The 26,487-nt window shown below is 37.5% G+C and carries 19 protein-coding genes; 17 read left to right on the top strand and 2 right to left on the bottom strand.

Annotation, left to right across the window (positions count from 1 at the left end; all coding sequences use genetic code 11):
* Positions 1 to 770: 770 nt before the first annotated feature.
* From UXI14_RS00485 to UXI14_RS00445, 9 genes are read left to right on the top strand one after another with little or no spacing between them, the layout of a single operon-like run.
* The gene (locus UXI14_RS00485) at positions 771 to 2,288 is read left to right on the top strand and encodes an oligosaccharide flippase family protein (RefSeq protein ID WP_335964313.1); all 1,518 of its coding nucleotides are present in this window, start codon (positions 771 to 773) and stop codon (positions 2,286 to 2,288) included.
* 1 nt (position 2,289) lies between these two features.
* On the top strand, positions 2,290 to 3,291 hold the full coding sequence (locus UXI14_RS00480) for a glycosyltransferase (protein ID WP_335964312.1): 1,002 nt from the start codon (positions 2,290 to 2,292) through the stop codon (positions 3,289 to 3,291).
* A 1-nt stretch (position 3,292) separates the two neighbouring features.
* Complete coding sequence (locus tag UXI14_RS00475; RefSeq protein WP_277898951.1) at positions 3,293 to 4,417, top strand: glycosyltransferase; 1,125 nt, start codon at positions 3,293 to 3,295, stop codon at positions 4,415 to 4,417.
* A gap of 7 nt (positions 4,418 to 4,424) precedes the next feature.
* The gene (locus tag UXI14_RS00470) at positions 4,425 to 4,979 is read left to right on the top strand and encodes a serine acetyltransferase (RefSeq protein ID WP_335964311.1); all 555 of its coding nucleotides are present in this window, start codon (positions 4,425 to 4,427) and stop codon (positions 4,977 to 4,979) included.
* On the top strand, positions 4,976 to 5,995 hold the full coding sequence (locus UXI14_RS00465; RefSeq protein ID WP_335964310.1) for a glycosyltransferase family 2 protein: 1,020 nt from the start codon (positions 4,976 to 4,978) through the stop codon (positions 5,993 to 5,995). The genes UXI14_RS00470 and UXI14_RS00465 overlap by 4 nt, the downstream gene beginning before the upstream one ends.
* Entirely contained in the window at positions 5,977 to 7,053 is a 1,077-nt protein-coding gene (locus UXI14_RS00460; RefSeq protein WP_335964309.1) for a polysaccharide pyruvyl transferase family protein, read from the top strand. The genes UXI14_RS00465 and UXI14_RS00460 overlap by 19 nt, the downstream gene beginning before the upstream one ends.
* A gap of 6 nt (positions 7,054 to 7,059) precedes the next feature.
* Positions 7,060 to 8,157: an EpsG family protein gene (locus UXI14_RS00455; protein WP_335964308.1), complete on the top strand. Its 1,098-nt coding sequence runs from the start codon at positions 7,060 to 7,062 to the stop codon at positions 8,155 to 8,157.
* A 7-nt stretch (positions 8,158 to 8,164) separates the two neighbouring features.
* Positions 8,165 to 9,142 (top strand): glycosyltransferase, encoded by a 978-nt coding sequence (locus UXI14_RS00450; RefSeq protein WP_335964307.1) that lies wholly within the window; start codon positions 8,165 to 8,167, stop codon positions 9,140 to 9,142.
* The gene (locus tag UXI14_RS00445) at positions 9,139 to 10,272 is read left to right on the top strand and encodes a glycosyltransferase family 4 protein (RefSeq protein WP_335964306.1); all 1,134 of its coding nucleotides are present in this window, start codon (positions 9,139 to 9,141) and stop codon (positions 10,270 to 10,272) included. The genes UXI14_RS00450 and UXI14_RS00445 overlap by 4 nt, the downstream gene beginning before the upstream one ends.
* Before the next feature lie 380 nt (positions 10,273 to 10,652).
* Here UXI14_RS00445 and UXI14_RS00440 read toward each other — a convergent pair whose 3' ends face one another.
* A complete protein-coding gene (locus tag UXI14_RS00440; protein ID WP_335964305.1) occupies positions 10,653 to 12,053 on the bottom strand; it encodes a UDP-glucose 6-dehydrogenase in 1,401 nt (466 codons plus the stop codon).
* Between the two features lie 564 nt (positions 12,054 to 12,617).
* Here UXI14_RS00440 and UXI14_RS00435 point away from each other — a divergent pair.
* The 4 genes from UXI14_RS00435 to UXI14_RS00420 are packed head-to-tail and all read left to right on the top strand — an operon-like array spanning position 12,618 to position 18,832.
* A complete protein-coding gene (locus tag UXI14_RS00435; protein ID WP_335964304.1) occupies positions 12,618 to 13,751 on the top strand; it encodes an aminotransferase class I/II-fold pyridoxal phosphate-dependent enzyme in 1,134 nt (377 codons plus the stop codon).
* Positions 13,748 to 15,712 (top strand): nucleoside-diphosphate sugar epimerase/dehydratase, encoded by a 1,965-nt coding sequence (locus tag UXI14_RS00430; RefSeq protein WP_335964303.1) that lies wholly within the window; start codon positions 13,748 to 13,750, stop codon positions 15,710 to 15,712. Before UXI14_RS00435 ends, UXI14_RS00430 begins: the two co-directional genes overlap by 4 nt.
* A 22-nt stretch (positions 15,713 to 15,734) precedes the next feature.
* Positions 15,735 to 16,502 (top strand): polysaccharide biosynthesis/export family protein, encoded by a 768-nt coding sequence (locus tag UXI14_RS00425; RefSeq protein ID WP_335964302.1) that lies wholly within the window; start codon positions 15,735 to 15,737, stop codon positions 16,500 to 16,502.
* Positions 16,502 to 18,832 (top strand): polysaccharide biosynthesis tyrosine autokinase, encoded by a 2,331-nt coding sequence (locus UXI14_RS00420; protein WP_335964301.1) that lies wholly within the window; start codon positions 16,502 to 16,504, stop codon positions 18,830 to 18,832. The genes UXI14_RS00425 and UXI14_RS00420 overlap by 1 nt, the downstream gene beginning before the upstream one ends.
* Here the strand turns inward: UXI14_RS00420 and UXI14_RS00415 are convergent.
* Positions 18,829 to 19,572, bottom strand: a complete 744-nt coding sequence (locus UXI14_RS00415) for a CpsB/CapC family capsule biosynthesis tyrosine phosphatase (protein ID WP_335964300.1) — start codon at positions 19,570 to 19,572, stop codon at positions 18,829 to 18,831. The genes UXI14_RS00420 and UXI14_RS00415 overlap by 4 nt on opposite strands.
* A 191-nt stretch (positions 19,573 to 19,763) precedes the next feature.
* Here UXI14_RS00415 and UXI14_RS00410 point away from each other — a divergent pair, with 191 nt between their 5' ends.
* From UXI14_RS00410 to UXI14_RS00395, 4 genes are all read left to right on the top strand, one after another.
* Positions 19,764 to 19,940, top strand: coding sequence for an adenylosuccinate synthetase (locus tag UXI14_RS00410; RefSeq protein ID WP_335964299.1), 177 nt, complete (start codon positions 19,764 to 19,766; stop codon positions 19,938 to 19,940).
* A gap of 140 nt (positions 19,941 to 20,080) precedes the next feature.
* Entirely contained in the window at positions 20,081 to 21,427 is a 1,347-nt protein-coding gene (locus UXI14_RS00405; protein WP_335964298.1) for a fibronectin type III domain-containing protein, read from the top strand.
* A 462-nt stretch (positions 21,428 to 21,889) separates the two neighbouring features.
* Positions 21,890 to 22,834: a FecR domain-containing protein gene (locus tag UXI14_RS00400; RefSeq protein WP_335964297.1), complete on the top strand. Its 945-nt coding sequence runs from the start codon at positions 21,890 to 21,892 to the stop codon at positions 22,832 to 22,834.
* Between the two features lie 150 nt (positions 22,835 to 22,984).
* Positions 22,985 to 26,479: a SusC/RagA family TonB-linked outer membrane protein gene (locus tag UXI14_RS00395; RefSeq protein ID WP_335964296.1), complete on the top strand. Its 3,495-nt coding sequence runs from the start codon at positions 22,985 to 22,987 to the stop codon at positions 26,477 to 26,479.
* Positions 26,480 to 26,487 lie beyond the last annotated feature (8 nt).

Here is a 26,487-nt window from a genome sequence, read left to right as displayed (position 1 = left end):
AACAATTAACTCGTATGCCAACAATTAACTCGTAGATTTCCAGTCACTTCGACGAAGGAGAAGTCGCATAAACTAACAAGTTAATAAGGAAAAGGGTATTTCTAGTTGAGGGTTGAGGGTTCAGAGTTGCAGAGGTTCAAAGTTGCAAAGTTTCAAAGTTCCAAAATTCATCTAACAATGATTAACTAGTAGAGCTCTAGTCACTTTTTCGTTGTTAGCATTAGTTAGCCTATTAACTAATAACAATTAACAATTTCCCTAACAACAATTATCAATTGATAAAAAACTGCCAACTGAGTTCAGCCGACTGCAATTCCAGAACTACCGTCCCAAAACCTAGAACTGCCGTCCCAAAACCCAGAACTGCCGACTGCCAACTACATTTTGCCAACTGCAAACCCAAAACTACCGGCCGCCACTTACATTGTGTCAACTGCAACCATGAATTTTCAACTTCAACCTTTAAACATAAAGCCAGAAAACCTATTAACAATTAATCAATACCAAAAACCAGAACTTTAATTATTCATTAACCAATTTTTAACTCAGTATATTATAAAGTGCCATTCAACCTAAATATTTTGCATTTCAAATTATTATCTACACAGTTTAGAAGTTTTTTTTGATCTTTAACAACATAAACACGGCAACCCTTTTAAGCTTGGTCGCTTAATTATGCACATGTTTATACCCCCGGCTTACGGTAATTCAATTGTCATTAAATAGGATTAATAGCAACCATAAATGTTAATTGAATTTACAATAACAACATGTTATCAAAGCAAATAAAAGGTGGTGCTATTCTATCGTATGCAACAATATTTCTAACCAATATTGTTGGCATCCTGCTTACTCCATTTATCATTAGGTCCTTAGGTGCTTCAGAGTATGGTCTCTATACCATGATAGGTGCTTTTATTGGGTATATGAGCGTATTGGACCTAGGGCTTAACAATACCATAATAAGGTTTGTGGCAAAGTACCGTGCCGAAAACAACAAAAAGGAAGAAGCCAACTTTCTGGCCCTGTGCTTTATAATGTATGCCATTATCTCATTGATTATTGTAGTTGTTGGCCTTGTATTATACTTTAACATTAACGGGCTGTTTGGAGATACCATGAATGCCGAAGAACTAAGGAAAGCCAAAATAATGGCCGGTATTTTAATATTCAACCTTTCTATTACCCTGCCCGGGGGCGCCTTTACCGGAATATGTAATGGATATGAAGAATTTATTGCACCAAAAACAATTAGCATTATACGCTACATTATCCGCTCGGTATTGATTGTTGCCATTTTGCTCATGGGAGCAAATTCTATTGGCATTGTAATAGTAGATACGTGTATGAACCTGCTTTTTATGGCCAGTGTGGCCTATGTTGTTTTTAAAAAGCTGAAAGTAAAAATACGCTTGTACAAGTTTGATAAAGTTTTGCTGAAAACAATTTTAGGGTATTCCATTTGGATCTTTATCTTCAGTATCGTTAATCAGCTTAGGTGGCAATTTGGGCAGGTTATCCTTGGCCTGAACTACGAGACGGCCATTGTGGCCATTTATGCGGTAGGGGTAACCTTGGGGACTTATTATGGCGCTTTTTCGGGGGCCATTTCTTCTTTATTTCAGCCTAAGGCAATGAAAATGGTAGTAAAAAACGAGCCCAGCGTTATTGTTACCGATACGTTTATAAAAATATCTAGAATCCTACTGTTGGTTTTATTGTTTGTTTTTGGCGGTTTTATACTTACCGGAAAGCAATTTATTATACTTTGGGTAGGCAGCGAATTTACAGAAGCTTATAGCTACACCCTGCTTATCATGATCGGCCTTACGTTTATTCTAAGCCAGGGGTTTGCCAATAATATTTTACAGGCACACAACAAAATGACGTTCAGGGGGGTAACCCTAATTGTTACCACCTTGCTGGGCTTTATGCTGGGGTGGTATTACTCCCTTACTTATGGGGCATTGGGGCTTATAGTCTGCACGGTTGTTTTTATGTTTATAGAAAGGGCCTGCATTTGGTGGTATTTAAAAAAGAGCCTCGCTATTAATATGGCACATTACTTTTCCAGAACATTGCCACTTTTTATATCGTTTCTTGTTGCCATTGCCGTGGGATATCTATGCATTGCCCAAATACAAGGTTCGGGCTGGTACATTTTTTCAGTTAAAGTACTTATTTATTCCATGATCTATTTTACATGTATATACTTTTCTCTTGATGATTTTGAAAAGGAATTGATAAAAACTTCATTTAAAAAATTAAACACTATTAAAAGTTCTTAAAATGAACCCCGTAGATATCTCCATAATAGTCCCTGTTTACAATGCCGAAAAGCAATTGGAGAAATGCATTGCCTCCATATTGTCGCAAACCTTAAAAACCATCGAGGTTATTGCCGTTGATGATGGCTCTACGGACAACTCTAATAACATATGCGGGAAATTTAAAGAAAAAGATGCCAGGTTTAAATTAATAACACAAAAAAACAGTGGAAAACCATTTGCCGTTAACAAAGGCTATTTGGTAGCCAAAGGGGAATATGTTCTAATCTTGGACAGCGATGATTATATTGAACCCGACTTATGCAAAACAGCCCTTGCAATAGCCAAGGAACAAAATGTAGATATTGTAAATTACAATTACTTTTACCAGCAAAACGGTCGCTCTGAAAAAAGGAGCACTCCTTTCCCCAAGAACAACGTTCTTTCCAAAAACGATTTTTTGTCGCTTTTAAAAAAAGATTCCCATGCTTCTAAATTGTTATGGTTTACATGGACCAACCTAATTAAGAAGGAGCTTCTGGATAAAAACAACATCCGCCATGACGAAAATTTAAGGGTCGGCGTAGATTCTACCTTCAATTTACTCTGTTACCTAAACGCCAATGGAATTTATGCCATTGAAGATGCCTTCTATCATTATGTAAACAACCCATTGTCTATTACACAAAGGCATTTTAAGCCCAACCTTACCAAGCATCTTTTAAATCAGTTTAAAAGTAAGCTGGACATATACCGGCACTATGGATTGACCGACAGGGAATATACAGTTGATTTTTCAAGATATTATATAGAGCATAGCTTGTTTTTTATATTGGCAAACGAGCTAAACCACCCCGATGGCTATCAATTAAAAAGGATAAAAGCATTACGTAACAACGAAATGTACCAATATTGTTTTCGGTTTTATAAAGCTTCCGGTAACATCCCGATCAGGTTGAGGCTCGTTATCTTTTGCTTTAAAAATAAAATATACTTCCCCATAAAGCCATTACTAAAGTTTTAATATGATACATAAACCAACCATATTATTTGTTCATCCCGACTTAAGGGGTGGCGGTGCCGAAAAGGTACTTGTTAATTTATTGAATTCCATAGATTTAACCAAGTACGATGTAACGCTGTTGACTTATTTTGAAGAAGGCATCAATAGAAACGGGCTCGATCCAGCAATTAAGCAAAAGTTTATTTTCAAGAAAGTCTTCAGGGGGTGGTCGGTCATTCAAAAAATACTTACGCCAAGGCAATTGTTCAAATTGTTCATAAAGGGCAAATACAACGTAATCGTTGCATACCTGGAAGGCGTTCCAACCCGCATGGTAAGCGGTTGCCCGCACCAGGGAACAAAACTTATATCGTGGCTGCATATCGACCTTGAAAATTTTGGCATTGAAAAGGTATTTCAATCAACCAAAGAAATGGTTCATTGCTATGAAAAATTCGATGCCGTTGTTGCCGTTTCCAAGCGCTCCTTGGCTTCCTTAATAGAAATAGCAGACATTGACCGCTCTAAAGGATATGTTATCCATAATGTCGTGGAAACACAGTGGATACTGGATAACGGAAAGGAAAAAGTAACCAATATCGAGCTTGATCCCCAAACGGTAAACCTTTGCACCGTTGGAAGGCTTACCCGCCAAAAGGGCTATAAAAGACTGGTAAACGTAATGGGCCAAATAGTAAAGGTACATAGCAATGTTAAACTATATATTATTGGTGATGGCGAATTAAAAGATGAGCTGCTTGAGCTTATTGCCGAAAATAAATTGCAAGACCACGTTTATCTATTGGGCTTTCAGGGCAACCCGCATAAATATGTGGCCAAGTGCGACCTTTTTGTGTGTTCTTCTTTTGAGGAAGGATACAGTACGGCCGTTACAGAGTCGGTTATATTGGGCACCCCGGTATTAACCACCGCCTGTGCCGGAATGGACGAAATACTGGACGACGGGAATACGGGAATGATTGTGGAAAACTCCGAAGATGGTTTGCATAACGGTTTGTTGAACCTATTGGAAAACCCAGATTTAATAAATCTTTTTAAAGAGAAAACACAGTTAAAATCTACATACTACCAAAATCTAAACAATGCCGGAAAAGTAGAAATGCTTTTTGATACACTGCTAAAATGATACTAAAATGGATGCAATAATAAAAGCCGACCTATATAGGTACCAAGCAAGTACCGGCCGTAAACAGTTGATTAAAAAACTACTGAACCCTGCATTTTTGTATACCTTCTTATACAGAAAAACGGCAAAATATAGTGGTTCGTCAATACAAGGCATCTTTTTTAGAATATTAAAACGCCATTTTGGATATTTATATGGAGTACAAATACCGCCAACCACCAAAATAGGCGGCGGCCTGTTTATTGGCCATGTGGGCAATATTGTATTAAATCCCGATGCTGTTATTGGTAACAATTGCAATATTGCACAAGGGGTTACCATTGGCCAAGAAAATAGGGGTCAAAAAAAAGGGGTACCCAAAATTGGTAACGAAGTATGGATTGGTGCCAATACGGTAATTGTTGGAAACATAACCATTGGAAACAATGTTTTAATAGCCCCCAACTGCTTTGTGAATTTTGATGTGCCCAACAATGCCGTGGTGATAAGTAGCCAATGTAGTATACACCCAAAGGAAAATGCAACCGAAAACTATATCGACTTTAAATATGTAACGCCATGAAACATCCCTTTTTTACTATTGTCATGCCCGTATATAAGGTCGAGAAATATATTGAAAAGTGTATTTTAAGTGTCCTTGGCCAAACATATACAAATTTTGAGCTGCTTATTGTAGATGATGGATCGCCGGATAAAAGCAGGGAAATAGCCAAAGGATATGCAAAAAAAGATGACCGGGTAACAATCCTGAGCAAACCCAACGGTGGCTTGTCTGATGCAAGGAACTACGGTATTGACCGTGCAAAAGGAGATTACCTATATTTTATTGACAGCGACGATTGGATTGAAAACAATCTGCTGGAGACCATTGTGCACAAAATAACCGTCTCACCTGCCGATATATATGTTTTTGGCTATTTTCTGGATACCGAAACCGATAACGGCAAATTGCTTCAGCAACAAAAAATAGCCTACAAAGATGCTCATTTTTTAAGGACATTGACATCGCCTCCGGAATTATCGGCGGAACTCCTCAATTTATTGGGCTATGCATGGAACAAAGTATATTCTAAAAAAATAATAGATACGTATAATCTCCGCTTCGATAAAGGAATTTCCCTTGTAGAAGATATGCTTTTTAACTCTAGGGCCTATTGTAAAGCAAGTGCGGTAATTATTATAAAAGAACATTTATATCATTATATCAACAGAAATGTAGAAACACTTATAAAAACCTACCATAAAGATTCTTTCGACCTTATTTTGAAAAAACACAAGGCCATTGAAGCTTTTCTTAACAACTGGAACTATACCGAAGCAGCTGTTAACAAAGCACTGGCCCATAACCTCGTTCTTGGTATACAATATTGCATTAACAACCTGTTGCTCTATGAAAATAACTTAACGGCTTCAGAAAAAAAAATGTACATCGACCAAATGTTTCAAAATACCGAAACAAAGAAATACATCAACTGGTATGTCCCGGTGTCTAAAATTGATTTCATCTACAAAAAAATAATCAAATACAGATTGGTAACCTTAACAATGTATCTAAAGACATGGAAAAAGACAGCATAATTAAAAAAATAAAAAAGGGGATTTCTTTTGAGACCAAAGTACGGTTGCACTTGGCAAAGCTAAAATATTCGGGCTCAAAAAAACCTTTCTTTCGTTTCAACAATAAAAAGTCCCGCGTTTATATTTTTTTGGCAGCCGATTACGGAAACCTTGGCGATGTGGCCATTACCTATGCCCAACATGCATTTTTAAAGCAATGTTTCCCGGAACGGCAGGTTATTGAAATTCCCATAAGCAAAACCTTGCAAGGATTAACAATGCTAAAAAAACTGGTTACGCCCAACGATATAATAACCACTGTTGGCGGTGGGAACATGGGCGACCTTTACCACCAAATAGAATATTTTAGGCAGTTGGTAATAGAAGCATTTCCGAACAACAAAATAGTGTCTTTTCCTCAAACAATAGATTTTTCTATTGCTCCCGACGGAAGAAAAAAGTTGGACACCGCAAAAAAGGTGTATGGCTCTCACCAACATTTAACCTTAATAGCAAGAGAAGAAAAATCGTATCGCTTTTTTAAAGACAACTTTCCCAACAACAAAGTATTGCTATTGCCCGATATTGTTATGACATTAAACAGGACAATTCCCAAATATAAAAGGGAAGGAATTATTATTTGCCTACGGGAAGACAAAGAAAAGAAACTAAATCCCGCACAAGAAAAACAATTAATCGAGTACACTAAAAAAAGGTTTAAACTCCATAATTATTACGATACCCATGTAGGCGGAACGCAGCTTTCCATGAAAAAAAGGCTGACAGCACTTTTTGCTATCTGGGAGGCCTTTAAAAAGGCAGAACTTGTTGTTACCGACAGGCTGCACGGAATGATTTTTTGTCATATCACCAATACCCCTGCCCTGGTTTTCCTTAACAACAACCATAAAATAATCCAGTCTTACGAATGGATAAAACACAATAAAAAAATAACATTGATAAAAGAGTATGATTTTGCCGCAATACCCAAAGCCATGGATTTGGCCATTAACGGGGAAGAAAGCAAACAAATATCACTGATAAACAATTACAAAGATTTTAAAGACCTTATTAAATAACCAACTATGTTCGACCTTTTTCCCATAGAAAAATATGGTACCGTTTTTTATAATATGCAGGCGGCCGTAATACTCCTTACGGTATTCCATACGCAGATTATGGACTATCAGGATAAAAAGGTTCAACAATACCTTGGGCTTATTGGCTGGCCATATGCCCTGTTTATACTATTCTTTATTGGGTTAAGGCCCATAAGCGGGGAATTTATAGACATGACCACTTATGCATATATGTTTCAACGGGAAATTTCCGGAAGTCCCATAGATATCGGTAGCGATTTTGGTTTTGGCTTTTTAGTAAAGTTTTCGGCCTTGGTTACCACGATTAATGGTTTCTTTTTTATCTGTGCCTGTATTTATATTTTGCCATTGGCCGTAGCATGCGGGAGGTTTTTTAAAAATTACTGGATCTATTGCTTTATTGCCCTCGTTGCTTCATTTTCATTTTATGCCTATGGTGTAAACGGCATTAGAAACGGAATGGCCACATCAATTTTTATTTTGGGGCTTTCATACCACAAAAAGCCCATTGTTTCGGGGTTAATTGTTTTTCTATCGTGTACCTTCCATCAATCTATGTACTTGCCTACCGCCGCTTATGTGATTACATTCTTTTTAAATTTTCCAAAGGCATATTTAATTGCATGGTTTGCGGCAATTCCACTTTCGTTGGTCTTTGGTTCACTGTTTATTATGATATTTACAAGCTTGGGTTTTGCCGACGACCGCTTAAGTCAATATTTATTGGCCGATGTTGATAAAAGTGCTTTTTCGAATACAGGTTTTAGATGGGATTTTTTATTGTACAGTGCCACCGGAACATTTGCCGGATGGTATTTTATTTTCAAGAAAAAGTTTACCGACAAAATGTATCATCGTATTTATGGCACCTATTTAATATCTAATGCTTTTTGGATTTTGGTAATTACGGCCAATTTTTCAAACAGGTTTGCCTATTTGTCTTGGTTTATGTTGGCCGTGGTAATTTTTTATCCTTTTCTTAAAAAAAGGTTTTTTAATTATCAACATCAGGTTTTAGGTATTGTTTTATTGATGTATTTCCTCTTTACCTATTTATTGAATTTTGTAAAACCTAATCTATAGTCTAGTTATGCATTTAAGTATTGTAATACCTGTTTATAATGTTGAAAAGTATATTGAAAGATGTATACTGTCTACGCTGAAGCAGAATTTGGACAAAAACGATTACGAAATAGTAGTAGTTGATGACGAAACCCCTGACAACAGCATGGAAATAGTTAATAAGCTGGCCAAAAAACATACCAATATTAAAACTGTTTCCCAAAAAAACAAGGGACTTGGCGGTGCAAGAAACACGGGGGTAAACCATGCCGAAGGAACGTATGTTTTGTTTTTGGATTCTGATGATTACTTAAACGAAAATGTTTTAAAAGAGATTATTACAACAGCCCTTGACAACAATTTGGACATCTTAGATTTTGGCGCACAGGGAATACAGGAAGATGGCAAGGTAATCTATACCGTAAAACAACTATTAACAGGCAAAGCCTATTCTGGAGCCGAATATTTTAGCCACGGCTATCATCAATCGGCTTGCGTTAGGCTCTATAAAAAGGCGTTTTTACAAAAAAACAAACTTCAATTTAGGGAAAAGGTATATGTAGAAGATGTTGAGTTTAACTTTAAAGCTGTTTTTCTGGCAGAAAAAATTATGGGAGTAAACACCATTGTTTCCAGTTTTGTGCAAACCACGGGATCTATTACCAGAAGCCACAATGAGTTAAAAAACAAAAAATTGGTCACCGATATTTTAGATGCAATTAAAAAAATAGATTGTTTTAGCAAAGATATCATCACTAAAAATTCCGTTGCTTATAAAAAAAGTAGGGAAAAGGTAAACGAGCAAACTATTACATTACTAAAGATACTTTTTACAAAAACCAAAGACTATTCCTTTTTTAAAGAAATAATCTGTCAGTTAAAAAATATAGATCTATATCCTTTGCAGTTTAGGTCTACAAATAAAAAAAGAGAACTTTTTAAAGTTTTTTCTAACAATGAATGGCTTTTTAGCCAATTTTACAAAGCTAAGCCTCATAAAAAATGAAAGATACTTTTTTAATAGTAACCACAGTTCCACAGTCTTTAAATTTTTTTAGGGGGCAAGTTCAGGTGTTAAAAAAACGTTTTAATGTAGAAGCAGTTTCAAGCCCCGGAGAACGATTGCAAAATTTTGAAGAAACCGAAAAGGTAAAAACATACGCCATAACTATTAAAAGAGAAATTTCATTATTAAACGATATTCAAAGCTTGTACAAACTATATAGGCTCATAAAAAAAATACAACCAAAAGTAGTTCATGGCAATACCCCAAAAGGGGGGTTGCTTAGTATGTTGGCATCGTATTTTAATAAAACCCCGATCAGGATTTACTTTTTACACGGTTTGCGCTACGAAGGCACATCGGGCATTAAAAGAAAATTTTTAATGTGCATGGAACGGATTGCCTGCAATTGTGCCACACATGTATTTTCTGTAAGTCATGGCGTAAAAAGTACGCTATACAAGGATAAAATAACTTCCAAACCGGTTGAAATTATATGGAATGGGAGCATTAACGGAATCAATACAGAGGTTTTTAATCCCGATAATGTAGTAACAGCCCAAATTGAAGGAGTAAAATTTACAAAGGAGAACATTATTTTTGGATATGTAGGCCGACTTGTGGGCGACAAAGGCATTAACGAGCTCGTATCGGCATTTTCTTCCCTTTATGACGAATACTCACATATCCGACTGTTATTGGTAGGTATATATGAAGATATTCAGGATCCTGTATCACACAAAATAAAGGATCAAATAAAAACACATCCCGGAATATTTCACGTAGGGTACCAAAAAGATGTAAAACCCTTTTTAAAATTAATGGACATCTTTACATTTCCATCATACAGAGAAGGTTTTGGAATTGTATTAATGGAAGCTGCCGCCATGAAAACGCCCGCCATATCTTCAGATATTACGGGTTGTAATGAAATTATACAAAATGATTATAACGGAATTTTAATTCCGCCAAAAAACATGGAAGCCTTGATGAAGGCCATGGAAGAAATTATAACCCATCCTGAAAAAATAACAATTTTAAGCAATCAGGCAAGAGATTGTGTTATAAACAAATACGATCAAAAAACTCTTTGGAATAAAGCATTGTCTACATATAGCGATATCTGTAAATAACGAAGCCTCCCCAAACCTTGAATAGTGATTAGGGGTTAGTTAATTGTTAATTGTTAATTGTTAATTGTTAATGGTTATTAGGGAATAGGGAAAAGTGATGAGGGGTTAGTTAATTGTTTTATGTTAGCGATATTTAAAACCTGAAACTTGAACCTTCTAATCTCTAAACTCTCAACTCTAAACTAGAAAAACCCTTTCTTCATTAACTTATTGACTCATTACTTTATGTGACTTCTCCTTCGTCGAAGTGACTGGAACTTTACTCGTTGTTAGTTGAATTTTGAATCTTTGCAACTCTGTCCCTCTGTAACTTTGATTCTCTCACCTCTCAACAAAATAGCGTCATAGCATCGTAACAACATAACAGCATATCAACAAACTCAAGCTCCTTCGCCAATGCGGTAATAATTAAAGCCTAATGTGTTGAGTTTTTCTTTGTCAAGTATCCTTCTTCCGTCAAAGACAAAGGCAGGCTTCAACATGTTTTTATAGATAGTTTCCCAGTCGTATTTTTTAAACTCGTCCCATTCGGTTAAAACGGCAATGGCATGTGCTTCTTTGGTAGCTTCAATGGGTTCTTTTACAACGGTAACCAGTTTCCGGTTTTCTTCTTCGGTACGGGTATTAAGGTAATCCAGGTCGGCATAAATACGTTCTTCGGATACTTTTGGGTCGTATACCACAATTTCGGCCTGTTCATCCAACAGGGCATCGGCTACATAAATAGCGGCCGATTCACGGGTATCGTTTGTATCTTTTTTAAAGGCCCATCCGTAGAAAACAATTTTTTTACCGGAAACGGTGTTGTACAGGGAGCTAACAATATTATTGGCAAACCTTCTTTTTTGATAGTCGTTTATAAGGATAACCTGCTCCCAGTAATCGGAAACTTCATTTAAACCATATGTTTTGGCAATATATACAAGGTTGAGGATGTCTTTTTGAAAACAAGAACCGCCAAATCCAACAGAAGCATTTAAAAATTTAGGGCCAATTCTACTATCTAGGCCAATTGCCTTAGAGACTTCTTGTACATTGGCATCGGTTTTTTCGCAAAGTGCAGAAATAGAATTAATAGACGAGATACGCTGTGCCAAAAAGGCATTTGCTACCAGCTTGGAAAGCTCGGACGACCATATGTTGGTTTTTAAAATTTTATTGTCGGGCAACCAATGCCCGTAAATAGCGGCAAGGGCATCTTTGGCCTCTGTTCCCGAGGGGGTATCGTCTCCACCAATAAGAATCCTATCTGCATACAACAAATCGTTAATGGCAGTCCCTTCTGCCAGAAACTCGGGATTTGACAAAATTTCAAAATTTACATGGTTTCCCGTATTGTCCAAAATGTTTTTTATGGCTTGGGCCGTGCGTACCGGTAGGGTAGATTTTTCAACTACAATTTTATCGGTTTTTGCAACTTTGGCAATATTGCGGGCACACAACTCGATATATTTAAGGTCTGCTGCCTGCCCTTTGCCTTTACCATAGGTTTTGGTAGGAGTGTTTACCGAGATAAATATCATGTCTGCCTCATCAATGGCCTTGTCTATTTGGGTAGAAAAAAATAGGTTTTTACCTCTGGTTTCGGCAACAATCTCTTTTAGTCCGGGTTCGTAAACGGGTAAATTATCCAGGTTTTTATCGTTCCATGCATCAATTCTTTTTTCGTTAATGTCTACAACGGTAACTTCTATACCTGGGCATTTATAAGCAATTACAGACATGGTGGGCCCGCCAACATATCCTGCACCGATACAGCAGATTTTATTTATTTTTTTCACGTTATTTTTTTTGAAAGTAATTTATTATAGAATCGTGGGTTTTATAATAATTGCAACAAGTTTACATTGCCACAAATAAAAAAGACGATACAAATATAAAGTCTTCTTGGAAACTACTCTATTAAATTTATGATAATCGACAATGAACTTCATTTGTTCTTTAAATGGCGTTTCTGTAAGAGAATTACGATATCAATGCGAATAAAGCAAGAAGAAATGCATATAAAGACGATAAAATACCATTTTTTTAACGTTTTGTTTACAAAAAAGTAGTTAACCGAATTTAACCCGTCGTTCACCGAATTAGCAATTTGTTCATTGAATACTTTATTACTTTTACACTGTTCTTTTTTGATATTTAATTGATTAATAGCAACGTATTGATTTAATATTGAAAAAGCTTATACTTATCTAGCAATCAAATTGCTATGTAACTTCATCTTAAGTTTTTATTCTTATTATTTCGGTGCATTTAAAAAACAAGGGGCAATTGCTTTTTTGTTTTTGCCAACCAACCAAAATCTTACTTTCTCGCTTAACTCTTATGAAAAAGATAAGAGTAAAATGATTGCAACAAACAAAAAAATATGGTTATCGTCACCACACTTGGGCGGCACCGAACAAAAATATGTAGCCGAAGCTTTTTCAACCAATTGGGTAGCGCCTTTGGGCCCAAATGTAGATGCTTTTGAAGAAGCCATAGCCTTATATTTAAAAGAAGATGTGCATGTGGCCGCTGTAGCTTCGGGTACTTCTGCAATTCATTTAGCGCTTGTACTGTTAGGCGTTGGTCCTGGAGACGATGTGCTTTGCCAGAGTTTCACCTTTTCGGCATCTGCCAACCCGATTTTGTACCAAGGTGCCAACCCCATTTTTATAGACAGCGAAGCGGATACCTGGAACATTTCGGCAGCATTATTGGAAGAAGCAATTATAAAAGGGATACAAAAAAACAAAAAACCAAAAGCAATAGTGGCAGTCCATTTATATGGAATGCCTTACGATGCCTTGGCCATTAACCAAATAAGCAAGAAATACAATATCCCGGTAATTGAAGACAGTGCAGAAGCATTGGGGAGCGAATATCTTGGCATAAAATGCGGAACACTTGGGGATATATCCATTTTATCGTTCAACGGAAACAAAATTATTACAACTTCCGGGGGCGGGGCACTTGTTACGCAAAATAAGGAATTAAAGAAAAAAGCCGTTTTTCTGGCAACACAGGCTAGGGACAATGCACCTCATTATCAGCATTCCGTGGTTGGTTACAATTACCGTATGAGCAATGTTGTAGCCGGAATAGGAAGAGGACAGATGGAAGTGCTTAACGACCGCGTATTGGCAAGAAGGAAGAATTATCAATATTACCGTGAACGTCTTGAAAATATACCGGGTATTTATTTTTTAAGGGAACCGGAAGGAACGAAGTCCAACCGATGGTTGACCACAATTCTTTTAAATTCCTACGAAGAAAGGGAAAGAGTACGCTTGTGCCTGGAAAATGAAAACATAGATTCCCGGCCTTTATGGAAACCCATGCACCTGCAACCGGTATTTAAAAATGCCCTTGCATATACCAACGGTGTATCTGAAATGCTTTTCGACAGGGGCCTCTGCTTGCCCAGTGGTTCTAACCTTGTTGAAGAAGACCTGGAAAAAGTAACCAACCTAATTAAAAATACCTTACTGAGATGATTTACAAATACCTAATTTCCAAAGCCCCGAGATATGCCTCCAAATGGCTGGTACTGGCTATAGATATAATGCTGGTATTGATTACGTTCTTTTTGGTGTATTTTATACGTTTTCACTTAACGTTAAATTTTAATGTAGGCAGTTTTTTAAAAGAAATGCCAATTGTCGGGGTTCTGGCACTTATGAGTTTTTTAATTACAGGGTCTTATAAAGGAGTGATAAGGTATACGGGTGTAAAAGATTTAATGAAAATATTTTTGGCCACAATGCTTTTGGCCGTTTTAACATCGGTTTTTGTAGTAACCAATAAAGAACTGGCCATGGTTCCGGGAATTACCATCCCTAAATCCATTATAATAATGCACGCCTTTTTAAACTTTGTTGTACTGGCAAAAACCAGGCTTGTTTTTAAAATAGCCTACCAATACATTAACTGTAAGTTAAAGTCTACAAAGCATATATTGATATACGGTGCAGGAGAATCGGGGATTATGACCCACAATGCGCTGGTTAATAATATGGACCAAAAAAATAAAGTAGTAGCGTTTATAGAAGATAGCGAAGACAAAATAGGAAACAGCATAAATGGGACCAAAATAATAGGAAGGACTTCTGTAAACGAAGCTTTTATAAAAAAGCATCAAATAAACGAAATTATAGTAGCCATTCAAAATACTTCATCTTCAACACTGAGAAAGAACATAGATGAATTAATCGATGTTGTGCCCAATATAAAAGTGGTGCCGCCCATTGACAAATGGATGAACGGCGAACTGAGCGTCAATCAAATAAAACCCATTCAACTGGAAGATTTGTTAGACAGAACGCCCATTAATATTGAAAACAAGGAGCTTAAAAAGGAGTTCGACGGAAAAGTATTGCTTGTTACCGGGGCGGCGGGATCCATAGGGAGCGAGATATCCAGACAATTATCGGCTTTTAATTTTAAGAAGCTCATCTTGGTAGATATTGCCGAATCTGCCCTATACGACCTTCAGCAGGAATTAAAGCAGGGCGGGATAAACAATTTCTATCCCATTGTAACCGATGTCAGGGACCAACACGCACTGGAAAGTGTTTTTGAAACCTATAAACCCAATATTATTTTTCATGCAGCAGCATACAAGCACGTACCCTTAATGGAACACAATCCTTATGAGGCCGTAAAAATTAATGTTGGCGGGACACGCATTGTTTCTAAAATGGCATTAAAATATAAAGTGGACAAATTTGTATTTGTTTCTACAGACAAAGCCGTAAACCCAACCAATGTAATGGGCGCTACCAAACGTACTGCCGAGATTTATATTGGAAGCCTCCAAAAAGAGTCCAAGCATACAAAATTTATAACCACAAGGTTTGGAAACGTTTTGGGGTCTAACGGATCGGTAATCCCGTTATTTAAAAAACAATTGGAAAAAGGCGGGCCGTTAACCGTTACCCATAAAGATGTAACCCGGTATTTTATGACCATCCCCGAAGCCTCGCAATTGGTCTTGGAGGCCGGAACAATGGGACAGGGAGGAGAGATTTTTATTTTCGACATGGGCGAGAGTGTAAAGATCATGAGCCTGGCAAAAAACATGATCCGTCTTTCTGGACTACGCTATCCGGAAGATATAGACATAAAAATTACCGGACTTAGGCCCGGGGAAAAACTCTATGAAGAACTTTTGGCCAATGGCGAAAATACCTTGCCGACATACCACGAAAAAATTATGATAAGCAAGGTAAAAGAGATGGACTACGAAAAACTAAAAGCCAGAATAGATGCCCTTTGTATTTTAAACTTATATCACGACAAAAATATTATTGTAAAGAAACTCAAGGAGATTGTGCCCGAATTTGTATCCAAAAACTCCGATTACGAACATTTGGACACCAAGGTACTGCAAACCACCATGCCCAATTATACCATATTGCAATCGCTAAACTTTGTTCCCCATAGTTACAATTTATAATACTTGCTAAATACCTAACGAAATGATTATTAGTAAAATAAATAATTACATTAAGATAACTACGCTCTTTATTATGCTGTTTTTAATTTCCTGCGGATCGCGTAAGGATATTGTTTATTTGCAAAATGCCCAACAATTTGAAACAGAGGTAGAAACCAATACTTTCGAGCCAAAATTTAAAATAGACGATATTTTAAGTATTTATATTTCCAGTTTCGACATGGCCGCAACAACGCCCTTTAATTTAACCAAGGGTTCCGGCGAAGATATACAGGAACTGGAATATGTAATTGATAAAGAAGGTTTTATTGATTTTCCCGTTTTGGGGAAGATAAAATTATTGGGGTTATCTACTTCTGAAGCAAAAGAACTGTTCAGGACAAAGTTGATAGAGGGCGGATATTTAAAAGACCCCATTGTTAACATTAGGATAAAAAACTTTAGGGTTACGGTTTTAGGGCAGGTAAGGCAACCGGGAACATACAACGTGGCCGGCGAAAGGATAACCATTTTAGAAGCCATTGGCCTGGCAGGAGACCTGGATATTAAAGGAAGGCGCGATAACGTATTGGTAATAAGAGACTTTAACGGGGCAAAAACGTATACGCGTATCAATTTAACTACCAAGGAGTTTATACATTCTCCGGTATATTACCTAACACAGAATGATGTGGTTTACATAGAGCCAAACAATTCAGTAGTAAAAACATCTAACCTGGACAGTAGGTTAACGATAGGGCTTTCGTTATTTTCTATCATGCTTACTGCTATTATTGCAATTACACGATAATGAATTTACAAGATATACAGGAAACACCATCCAAGGTCAACATTAAAGAGTTTATAAAACCTTATTTAAAGAAATGGTATTGGTTTGTTTTTAGTCTTTTGGTATGCGTGGCCATAGCATTTGCGGTTCTTCGTTATTCCAAACCAATTTATGGTGCCGAAGCCACTATTTTAATTGCCGATGAAACTAAACTTTCTCCCGAGGCTTCTGTTTTGGAAGGATTGTCGGAAACCCCTTTTAGCTCTACAAAAGTAGAAGGGGAAATACAGGTGCTCAAGTCAAGGGAACTTATGCAAACCGTGGTTGAAGATTTAAAGCTTAACCTTCAAATTTTTGCACAAGGCCGTATTAGCGATGTTGAAATATATCAAAATCAGCCATTTACACTAAATTTTCTGGCCAAGGACTCGGCTATTAATAAATCTTCCTTACGCTTTACCATCACTATTATTTCTGAGACAAGTTTTAGTTATGCCATTAACGATGGGCAACCAAAGACATATTTATTTGGAGAAAACGTACCAACCAGTTTAGGTAGCCTTATTGTAATACCCAATTTGCAGTATTTTAAAAAATATACAGGAGAACCATTAAAAGTTGTAATAAAACCTGTAAGCAGCGTGCGGGAACACTATAAAAACAAACTTTCGGTGTCGTCCATCTCAAAAGGATCAAATATTGTTTCAATATACCTAACAGATCCGGTACAGGATAAGGCTAAAGATATTGTAAACAAACTAACGGAAGTATATAACCAATCTTCCATCGAAGAAAAAAATCAGGTGGCCAAAGCCACATCCGAGTTTATAGACGAACGTATAAACTTAATAGCTACCGACCTTTCTGAAGTAGATTTAACCAAGGAACGTTTTAAGGTAGGCAACAAACTAACGGATATTACTTCGGAAGCGGGGATATTTTTAGAGAGCGGTGCCCAAAACGAACAAAATTTAATCCAATTAGGGACAGAGCTCAATACGGTAAACTATATGAGCGATTATATTGGGTCTCAGGAAAACAACGAACTCTTGCCCACGAACATTGGGCTGTCCGACCCTAATATTTCGTCCATAACGACCAAGTACAATGAACTTGTCCTGGAGCGTCAGAGGCTGTTAAAAACATCGGGGGAAAACAACCCCATAGTGGTTCAACTAGACCAGCAATTAAACGGCCTTAGGTCTTCCATGCAGCAAAGTTTAAACAATTTAAAAAGCACGATTAACATACAAACAAGCAATTTAAGGGCTCAAGAAGACCTTATCAATTCCAGGATTTCTTCTGTACCAGGCCAAGAAAGGAAAAACAGGGATATCCAACGACAACAAAACATTAAGGAAACCATTTACCTATACTTATTGCAAAAGCGAGAAGAATCTGCCATTTCCATGGCAGCTACCTCTCCAAGTGCCAAAGTAATAGAGCCTGCATACAGTAGCTATAGGCCAATATCGTCTGGAACAAAAATATATTTTGCCAGTTTGTTTTTAGGTTTGCTGTTACCTTTTGGCTTTATTTATTTTAAAGAATTGCTGGACACCAAAATTCATAAAAAGGAAGATATTACAGAGACACTTCCCAATATGTCCGTTTTGGTTCAATTACCGCATATTGAACATAAAAAAGAGCTTACAATACAGGTAAACGACCGTTCTGTCCTTGCAGAATCTTTTAGGATATTAAGGACGAACATTGACTATCTTTTTAACAAAAAGGACAGTGGTAAAGGAGAGGTAATTTATGTTACATCTACCATTCCGGGTGAAGGAAAGTCGTTTGTATCGTACAATCTGGCTACTATTTATGCATACTCAAATAAAAATGTCTTGCTTATTGGCGCCGATATTAGAAAGCCAAGCTTGACCAATTTTATTACAAATAGTTCGCAAATAGGGCTTTCAGAATACCTTCATGGAGATGCCGAAATAGATGATATTATCAAGCCAGTTTTATCTTTTAACAGCTTGGATGTTATTCAATCGGGAAAAATACCGCCCAATCCGGCCGAATTATTAATGAACAATCGGTTGGATACCTTGTTTAAAACGGTAAAAGACAAATACGATGTTATTCTGGTCGATACGGCACCGACATTGCCTGTTACAGATACCGTTTTGATTAGCAAATATGCCGACAGGACTATATATGTTACGCGTGCCAACTATACCGAAAAGTCATTGTTGAGCTTCGTAAAGGAACTTTATATTGATAAAAAGCTAAAAAACATATCGTTGATTATTAACGACGTAAAGGCAGCCAATTTAGGGTATGGAGCCAAAATGGGGTACGGATACATTCAAAAGGATAACAAAAAGAAGAAATGGTTTTAAACGGTACCGAAAGTGTTTTTGGTATTCTCTATAATTTTACTGATTTCATGATCGATCGCCTTTGTTAAAACAATCTCCTCCAGCTTAGAAATGTGTTGCTGGTTGTGTATGTCTGTTCCTATAAAAGAAATGTAACCCGAATTTACAAGGTCTATGGCCATTTTATGGATACTCTTTCCGTAATAATTTCCTAAGGATAAAGCATTTAGTTGCAATAGGCACCCCATTTCCTTTAAATTTTTAAGCAAAAACTGTTGATGGTGAAAATAACGGTATCGTTCGGGGTGTGCCAAAACTGGAATATAATTGTTTGACGTAAGCTGCTCGATAATTCGTTCCATGTTCATTGGGACCTGTAAAAAGGGCAACTCAATCAATACATAGCGGTCTTTTAAAAACAAGAGATTTTTATCTTCCAAAAGCTTTTCAAATTCACTGTCTACCATATATTCTGCCGACACGTTAAAAACCGAAGGAGTTATTTTCTTTTCTTCCAAATACTTTTTTATCTCATCATAACCATTAGCGATAGTTTGCGGGGTATTTGGGTATAAATCCGATAATACGTGTGGGGTGGCAATAAAGCCGGTAATACCCATATTCATGGCCCTATTTATTAAGTAAAAAGATTCGTAAAGATTCTTCGCACCATCGTCTATGCCCGGAATTATATGGCAATGGATGTCTACAAAGTCTTTAAAACGGTCTGCCAGCCTCCTTTTTTTGGGAAATAATAGCATAGGGGTTAATAATTTACAGTACCAAAATAACAATTATGTTTTTTATTGAGGCAATTTTATATTAAATATATTGTATGGATAAAGAAATTCCTTTCTCTGTAATTTTAACCCCAATAAAAAAGTTAAATGTAAAAAAATACTTATCTATCACATTTTAAAATTGTATATTTTAGTAGTTAATTTTACATAGAATGATGAGATTAAGCAACATATTACAAACGCCAGACGGCATTCCGAAACCGGGAAACAACGATCCCATTGACCTGAGTTCGTGGATTGATGTTACTTTTTATATTGTAATCCCCGTTTTAATTATAATCTTCTATTTAACATGGAGAAAAAAGAGACGCAATAAAAAAAATGAATGATTTTTTACGCTTTCTATCCATAATTAGCGGGATAACTAATCATAATATGTTAAAACAATGGGTGTTATAGTCTTATTTCCCCTTTTTAAACGTATGTAATTTATCAATTGTACCATTAATATAAATTACATCTAAATCTAATGAAAAACGCAGCCATGAAGTTCGGGCAACTATGCTTGTCCGTAATGATTTTATTTACAATTTCTTGTAATGACGACAGGGAAACATTAGACCAACTTTTAAGCGACACCGAAGCACCAACCGTACCCACGGGCCTAAGCGCCAGTAACGTAAAAACCGAATCGCTACAATTATTTTGGGAAGCCGCCACCGATAACGTTAAGGTAACCAATTACGAAGTCTTTCAGGACGGCGAGAGTATTGGACTTAGCGGAGGGAATATATCCCTTGAAATAAGCGGACTTATGGCCAACACCAGTTACGAATTTTCCGTACAAGCGTTGGATGGAGAAGATAATGTATCCTCCATTAGCGACCCTTTAACCGTAACAACTGCTGATGAAGAGGACACAGAAAAACCAAGTGCTCCCGCCAATTTGCAGGCAACAAATATTACAGCTTCTTCCATGGAACTTTCTTGGGAAGCCTCCACCGATAACAACGAAGTTACCGATTACGAAGTTTTCCAGAACGGAACCAGTATAGGTAAAACCAATGGTGAAGTAGTATTTACGGTAGACAATCTTGCGACAGGAACCGAATACGAATTTTATGTCGTTGCCGAGGACCTTGCAGGGAACCTATCAGAAAAAAGCGCGACCATAACGGCCACGACACTGTCTGGTGAAGATACCGAGGCGCCTACCGTACCAACCAACATACAAGCAACCGATATTGCTTCTACAACACTAACCTTAACATGGACAGCCTCCACCGACAATGAAGCAGTTAGCGAATACGAAGTTTTTCAAGACGACGTCAGTATTGGCAGGGTTTCGGGCACAACCATGGAAGTTACCGGCTTAGCCCCGGACAACTCATATGAATTTACCGTACAGGCAATGGATGCGTCTGGAAATGTTTCAGAATTAAGTGATGTATATACTGCAAGCACCTCTGCCGAGCCCATAACCGATTCTGTCATAGACATTATTATTGCCCGCGATGATCTGTCTACGTTGCAAACGGTACTGGAAAGCACCGGGATGACGGCAAATCTGGAAGAAGATGGTCCGTTTACGGTATTTGCGCCCAATAATGCAGCATTTACTGCCTATGGAACCCTTCCCGGCGGATTTGTGCTTAACCGCCTAATTGTTAACCATGTAGTTGAAGGGGAATTTACAGCACAGGAACTAATTGCCGAAGCAATTGTTACAAATGGGCTAAACGAAGATCTTACCATAACAGAAGACGGCAGTGGAAACATTGTTATAAACGGGGAGGCCAAAATTATAATTAAAGATATAAAAGCCACCAATGGGATTATCCATATAATAGATAAAATTGTTCCAACAACCGACTAAAACCAGCTTCAGGTATAATATTTTAAAAAAGCTGCTATTTTACACAGGTAAATAGCAGCTTTTTTGTTTTTTAGATAGTTTATAATACTGTTAATTGTGGTTTTGAACAATTTGTGAGCTTATATTAAGCATTTTCTTTTAGGTATTTAAATTTCAGATTTGTGTTTGAAACGATTTTATATAATCAAATTCATAGTTCACAAAGTTCTTTCTGTTGCTATAGAGACTTAATCTTGATGTCTTTTTAATTGCTTTATTTAACTGTTTTACCCCGTCCAATAACTTTTCAGCCTAAGAAAGAAGAACCCTTCCTTTTTTAATTTAATCAATACCTACTGTTACATTATTGTAAACACAATCCTGTTATTTAAACAAAAGGTTAAATAGGGCTTTTTTCTAGTTTTCTCACTACGTGTAGGTATGGATATGCGGTATATATAGTTGAATACCTAGACATACCGTATGAAGGATAAAACATTCAAAAAAATATTAAGTAGATATATAAACGGAACTGCTTCTGAAGGTGAAAAGAATATTGTTGAAGATTTTAACAGATATTTTACCGAAGAAAACAAGGCCAATGTCTTTGATTCCGTTCAGCATAAAAAGCAGGTACAATCAGATATCTATAAAAGCATAAAGCGTAAAATAACTGCCAAGCAGGCAAACTGGTATAGAATAGCGGCATCTATAGCGGTAACCTTGGGCGTCGGTTTTTCGGCATGGTATAGCTTTTATGGCCCTCAAAAAGTTTTGTATACCACCATTGCCACTTCAGAAAATGAAATAAAAACCATTGTGCTTACCGATAGCAGTACCGTAACGCTCAACCATAACAGCAGTCTTAGTTTTCCGCAAAAATTTAAGTCCAATAAACGGGAGGTAACTTTAAGGGGCGAGGCGTTCTTTAAAATTTCAAAAGATAAAAACCGTCCTTTTACGGTGGCTGCAAACAATGTTACAACGACGGTTTTGGGGACAAAATTTAATGTGGACATGACGGCCCATAAGGTTTCTGTTTCCTTGGTAGAAGGTTCTGTGGATGTTCGGGGACTAGGGACTTCTAAAGTATTAAAACCTAAGGAACAGATTGAGTTTAATTTAACGGACAGCGTGGTGCAAACCCAAATGTTCGACCCAAAGACTACACTTTTATGGATGACCAATAACTTAAGTTTCAACAACGACAGGCTTTTGGATATCATTAAAGTCCTTGAAAATAAATTTAAGGTTGCCATAAAGTTACAGGAGCCCGATCTTAATGAAGTAAGGATAACGGGAACATTTAAAGGCCAAAGCCTTACATCCATTCTTTTGGCTGTTACCAACACGGCCAATTTAAAGTTCAAGAAAACAACTAAAAACCAAATACTAATCTTTAAAACACTGCCAATAGATGAAAAATAATATGTAAACAAAAAATATTGGGCCATTAAAGTTTGTGCCCAAAAAAAGGAAGTGCGCCAACACTTCCTCTGTAAAATAACCGCAACAAATTAAAAATGTATCAGTCAAACACAAATCAAAAATGCTAATCGATTAAATCGGAATAAAAATATGAAAAAAAACGTTTCTAAATGTCATAAATTAATTATGCGTATTTCCTCATTTTATATAATAATAGTTTTAGGATTGCATAGTTTGTTTGCTACCGAAATAAACGGGCAGGCATTAAAGAGGTCTAATGTAATGCTAAATAACAAGGCATACAATCTCGAAGAATTATTCGGTATAATAGAAAGTAAGACCAATTACAATTTTATAATATCAGAAGACCAAATCAATTTAAGCACTTCTGTTGGAACTTTCTCGGGAGAGGTAAATCTTTTGGAATTGTTGGAAAAAGTTTCAAAAGAAAACCAATTGCGTTTTTATAGGATTAACGAACTTATAAGCGTCTCCAAGATTAAAAGTTTTCCTATCCGCAAAAAGGTACAGGTGGTAGAGCAAATGACCATCCATGGAAAAGTTGTAGACCAAGATGGAGTTCCGCTACCGGGGGCTTCCGTTCAAGTAAACGGTAAAACCTTGGGCGTGGTAACCGATTTTAACGGAGACTTTACCATTACGGCACAAAAAGGAGATGAAGTAACCATTACCTACATTGGCTTTATTTCTCAGACCATAACCATTGGAGACGAAGAAGAATACCAAATTCAGTTATTGCAGGATGTATCCGAACTGGACGAAGTAGTGGTTACCGCATTGGGAATAAAAAGAGAAGAAAAGAAACTGGGCTATGCCCAACAAACGGTTAAGTCGGAGCAATTAACCGATGCCCGGACCAATAACTGGTCGGAAGCACTAAGGGGGAAGGTACCGGGTTTGTCCATACAATCTTTGGGCGGCCCATTAAATTCTCAACAAATAAAATTGAGGGGCGATAATTCATTAGATCCCGGAGCCAATGCCGCACTTATAGTGGTAGATGGGGTGCCGGTAACCAGTGAGCTTTCAACTTCCGGGGCATCCAATTCGTACATGGGCGGAGACGCTTCCAACGATACACCGGTAGATTTCGGCAACGGAATAGCAGATATAAACCCCGACGATATCGATAATATATCGGTACTGAAAGGAGCCGGGGCCGCGGCACTCTATGGTAGCCGTGCCGCCAACGGTGTTGTTATCATTACTACAAAATCGGGGAAAAAGCAAAAAGGCTTGGGGGTTTCCGTAAGTTCCAATACCCGTTTTGATGTAATTACGCGTTGGCCGGACTGGCAATACGAATATGGACAGGGAAGCGGTAAGGGCAGCTACGTTAAGCCCGATGGTACGCTTTATTATTCGTATGGCGCCTCAGAAGATGGTAAAAGTACCGGAGGAAGCAGCTCTGCATTCGGGCCAAAATTTGACGGGCAATATTACTATCAATACGACCCAACTTTGGAGGGGCAATCTGCCGAACGTCAATTATGGCAACCCTATAAAGACAACCGTAAGGATTTCTGGCGGGTCGGTACAACCTATACACAAAATGTATCTATTCAAGGGGGTGGCGAAAAGGGGTCTATGCGTACTTCCATAACCCATTTAAAAAACGATTGGATCATGCCCAATACTGGGTACGAACAGATGTCGGTTTCCCTTAACGGAAATTATCAGGTTTCCAATGCAATAAAGTTAAGTTCTGTTATAAATTATAGAAACAGGCAAAGTGACAATCTCCCCGGCCATGGGTACAATAATCACTCAATTGCCTATTTCATGATCTTTCAGAACCCTAGTGTAGACCTATCTTGGTACGAACCCATTTGGAAAGAAGGAAAGGAACAAGTAGACATGATCCGCCCTTTTAGTGGTTACATAGACAACCCATATGCCATGGCTTATGAAATGACCAACTCTTTGGATCAAAATTCGGTTACGGGAAATGTAAAAGCAGACGTTGCAATTTCACCCAAACTTAACCTAATGTTGCGTGGTGCCCTTAACAGTTATTCCAAAGGAACAGAACAACAACGCCCATACGATATAAACAGATATAGTACCGGGTTTTTTAAGAAAACAAATATTTACAGTGAAGAAGTCAATACCGATTTCTTGTTGACATATACCAATAAATTTTCCAATTTCGATGTTTCTGGATCGCTTGGGGGCAATGTAATGAAATACAAATACAGAAGATTGGATTCCTGGACAGAAGGTCTGGAAACCCCCGGGATTTATAATCTTGCTAATGGAACCAATTTGTTTACCAGTGCTTATGATGGTAACGAACAGGTAAATAGTTTGTATGGACTGGCATCTTTTGGATATAAAAATAGGATCTTTTTAGATATTACCGGAAGAAACGACTGGTCGAGCACATTGCCAAAAAACAATTGGTCCTTCTTTTACCCATCAGTAAATACAAGTGTTATTTTAAGCGAACTGCTTAACTTCCCAGAGGTAATCAATTTTACAAAGTTGCGGTTTTCTTACGCTGAAGTTGGAAACGATGCGCCACGCTATAGCACCAGTAAATATTATGGAAAAGGGCCTTACCCTTTCCCGAGCTCGGCAGTGGCACCAACAACCTTGTACAATGCCGACCTAAAGCCGGAACTTACAAAAAGTATAGAGGCCGGTTTTAATATGCGTATGTTCAATAGCCGTATCAATTTGGATTTTGCGGTCTATAGAACCTTAACGGTCAATCAAATATTGAGGGTGCCGCTTACCCGTTCTACCGGATATAGCACCGCATGGATAAACTCTGGAGAAGTAAGGAATATTGGTGCAGAAACCATGCTTAGCTTTAAACCTGTAAAGAACAATAGTTTTGAGTGGGAAAGCATAGTTAATTGGTCCTTAAATAGAAGTAAGGTTTTAAGCCTGGACCCAAGACTTGAAGGAAAACTACAAATGTTAAGCTCTTCAAGCGCTAGATTGGTAGGGGTAGAAGGTGGTTCGGCTACGGCTTTGTACGGAAGAGGATTTGAGCGTTCCCCCGATGGCGAGGTTTTATACGATGAAAACGGACACCCACAAATGACCGATAGCGATATCTATATTGGAGAAACAACGCCGAAATGGCAGGCCGGGTTTATCAATAATTTCAAGTTCAACAATTTTAGAATCAGCATGACCATCGATGGGCGTTATGGGGGCGTAATCTATTCGCATACCCACCATAAACTTACCCAACAGGGAAAATTAAAACATACCTTAAGGGGAAGGGAAGAAGGAGAACTTGTTGGAGATGGTGTTGTAGATAACGGAGACGGGACCTATTCGCCAAACACAACGCCTTTACCCATTGCTGTTTATTATGATGAGCACTATAAACTGGCAAATACCGAAGCCAACTCTTTTGATGCTTCCTTTGTAAAATTGAGGGAAATTAGTTTCGAGTATTCCCTTCCGAAGAAATTCTTGGCACCCACGTTCTTGCAAACGGCAAAGTTTTCTATTTACGGAAGAAACCTTGCAGTAATATCAGATTTTCCTATTTATGACCCAGAAGTAGCCGGTCAGGCTGGAGGCACTAAACTGTATCAGGGAGTAGAAGTAGGGCAAATGCCAGTACCAACAGAATTTGGCATGAACGTAAAAATAGACTTTTAAGTGAAAAA

It is taken from the genome of Galbibacter sp. PAP.153, assembly GCF_037029175.1.
In the GTDB taxonomy this organism is placed as follows: Bacteria; Bacteroidota; Bacteroidia; order Flavobacteriales; family Flavobacteriaceae; genus Galbibacter; species Galbibacter pacificus.
This window is presented reverse-complemented; position numbering and strand designations above follow the sequence as displayed.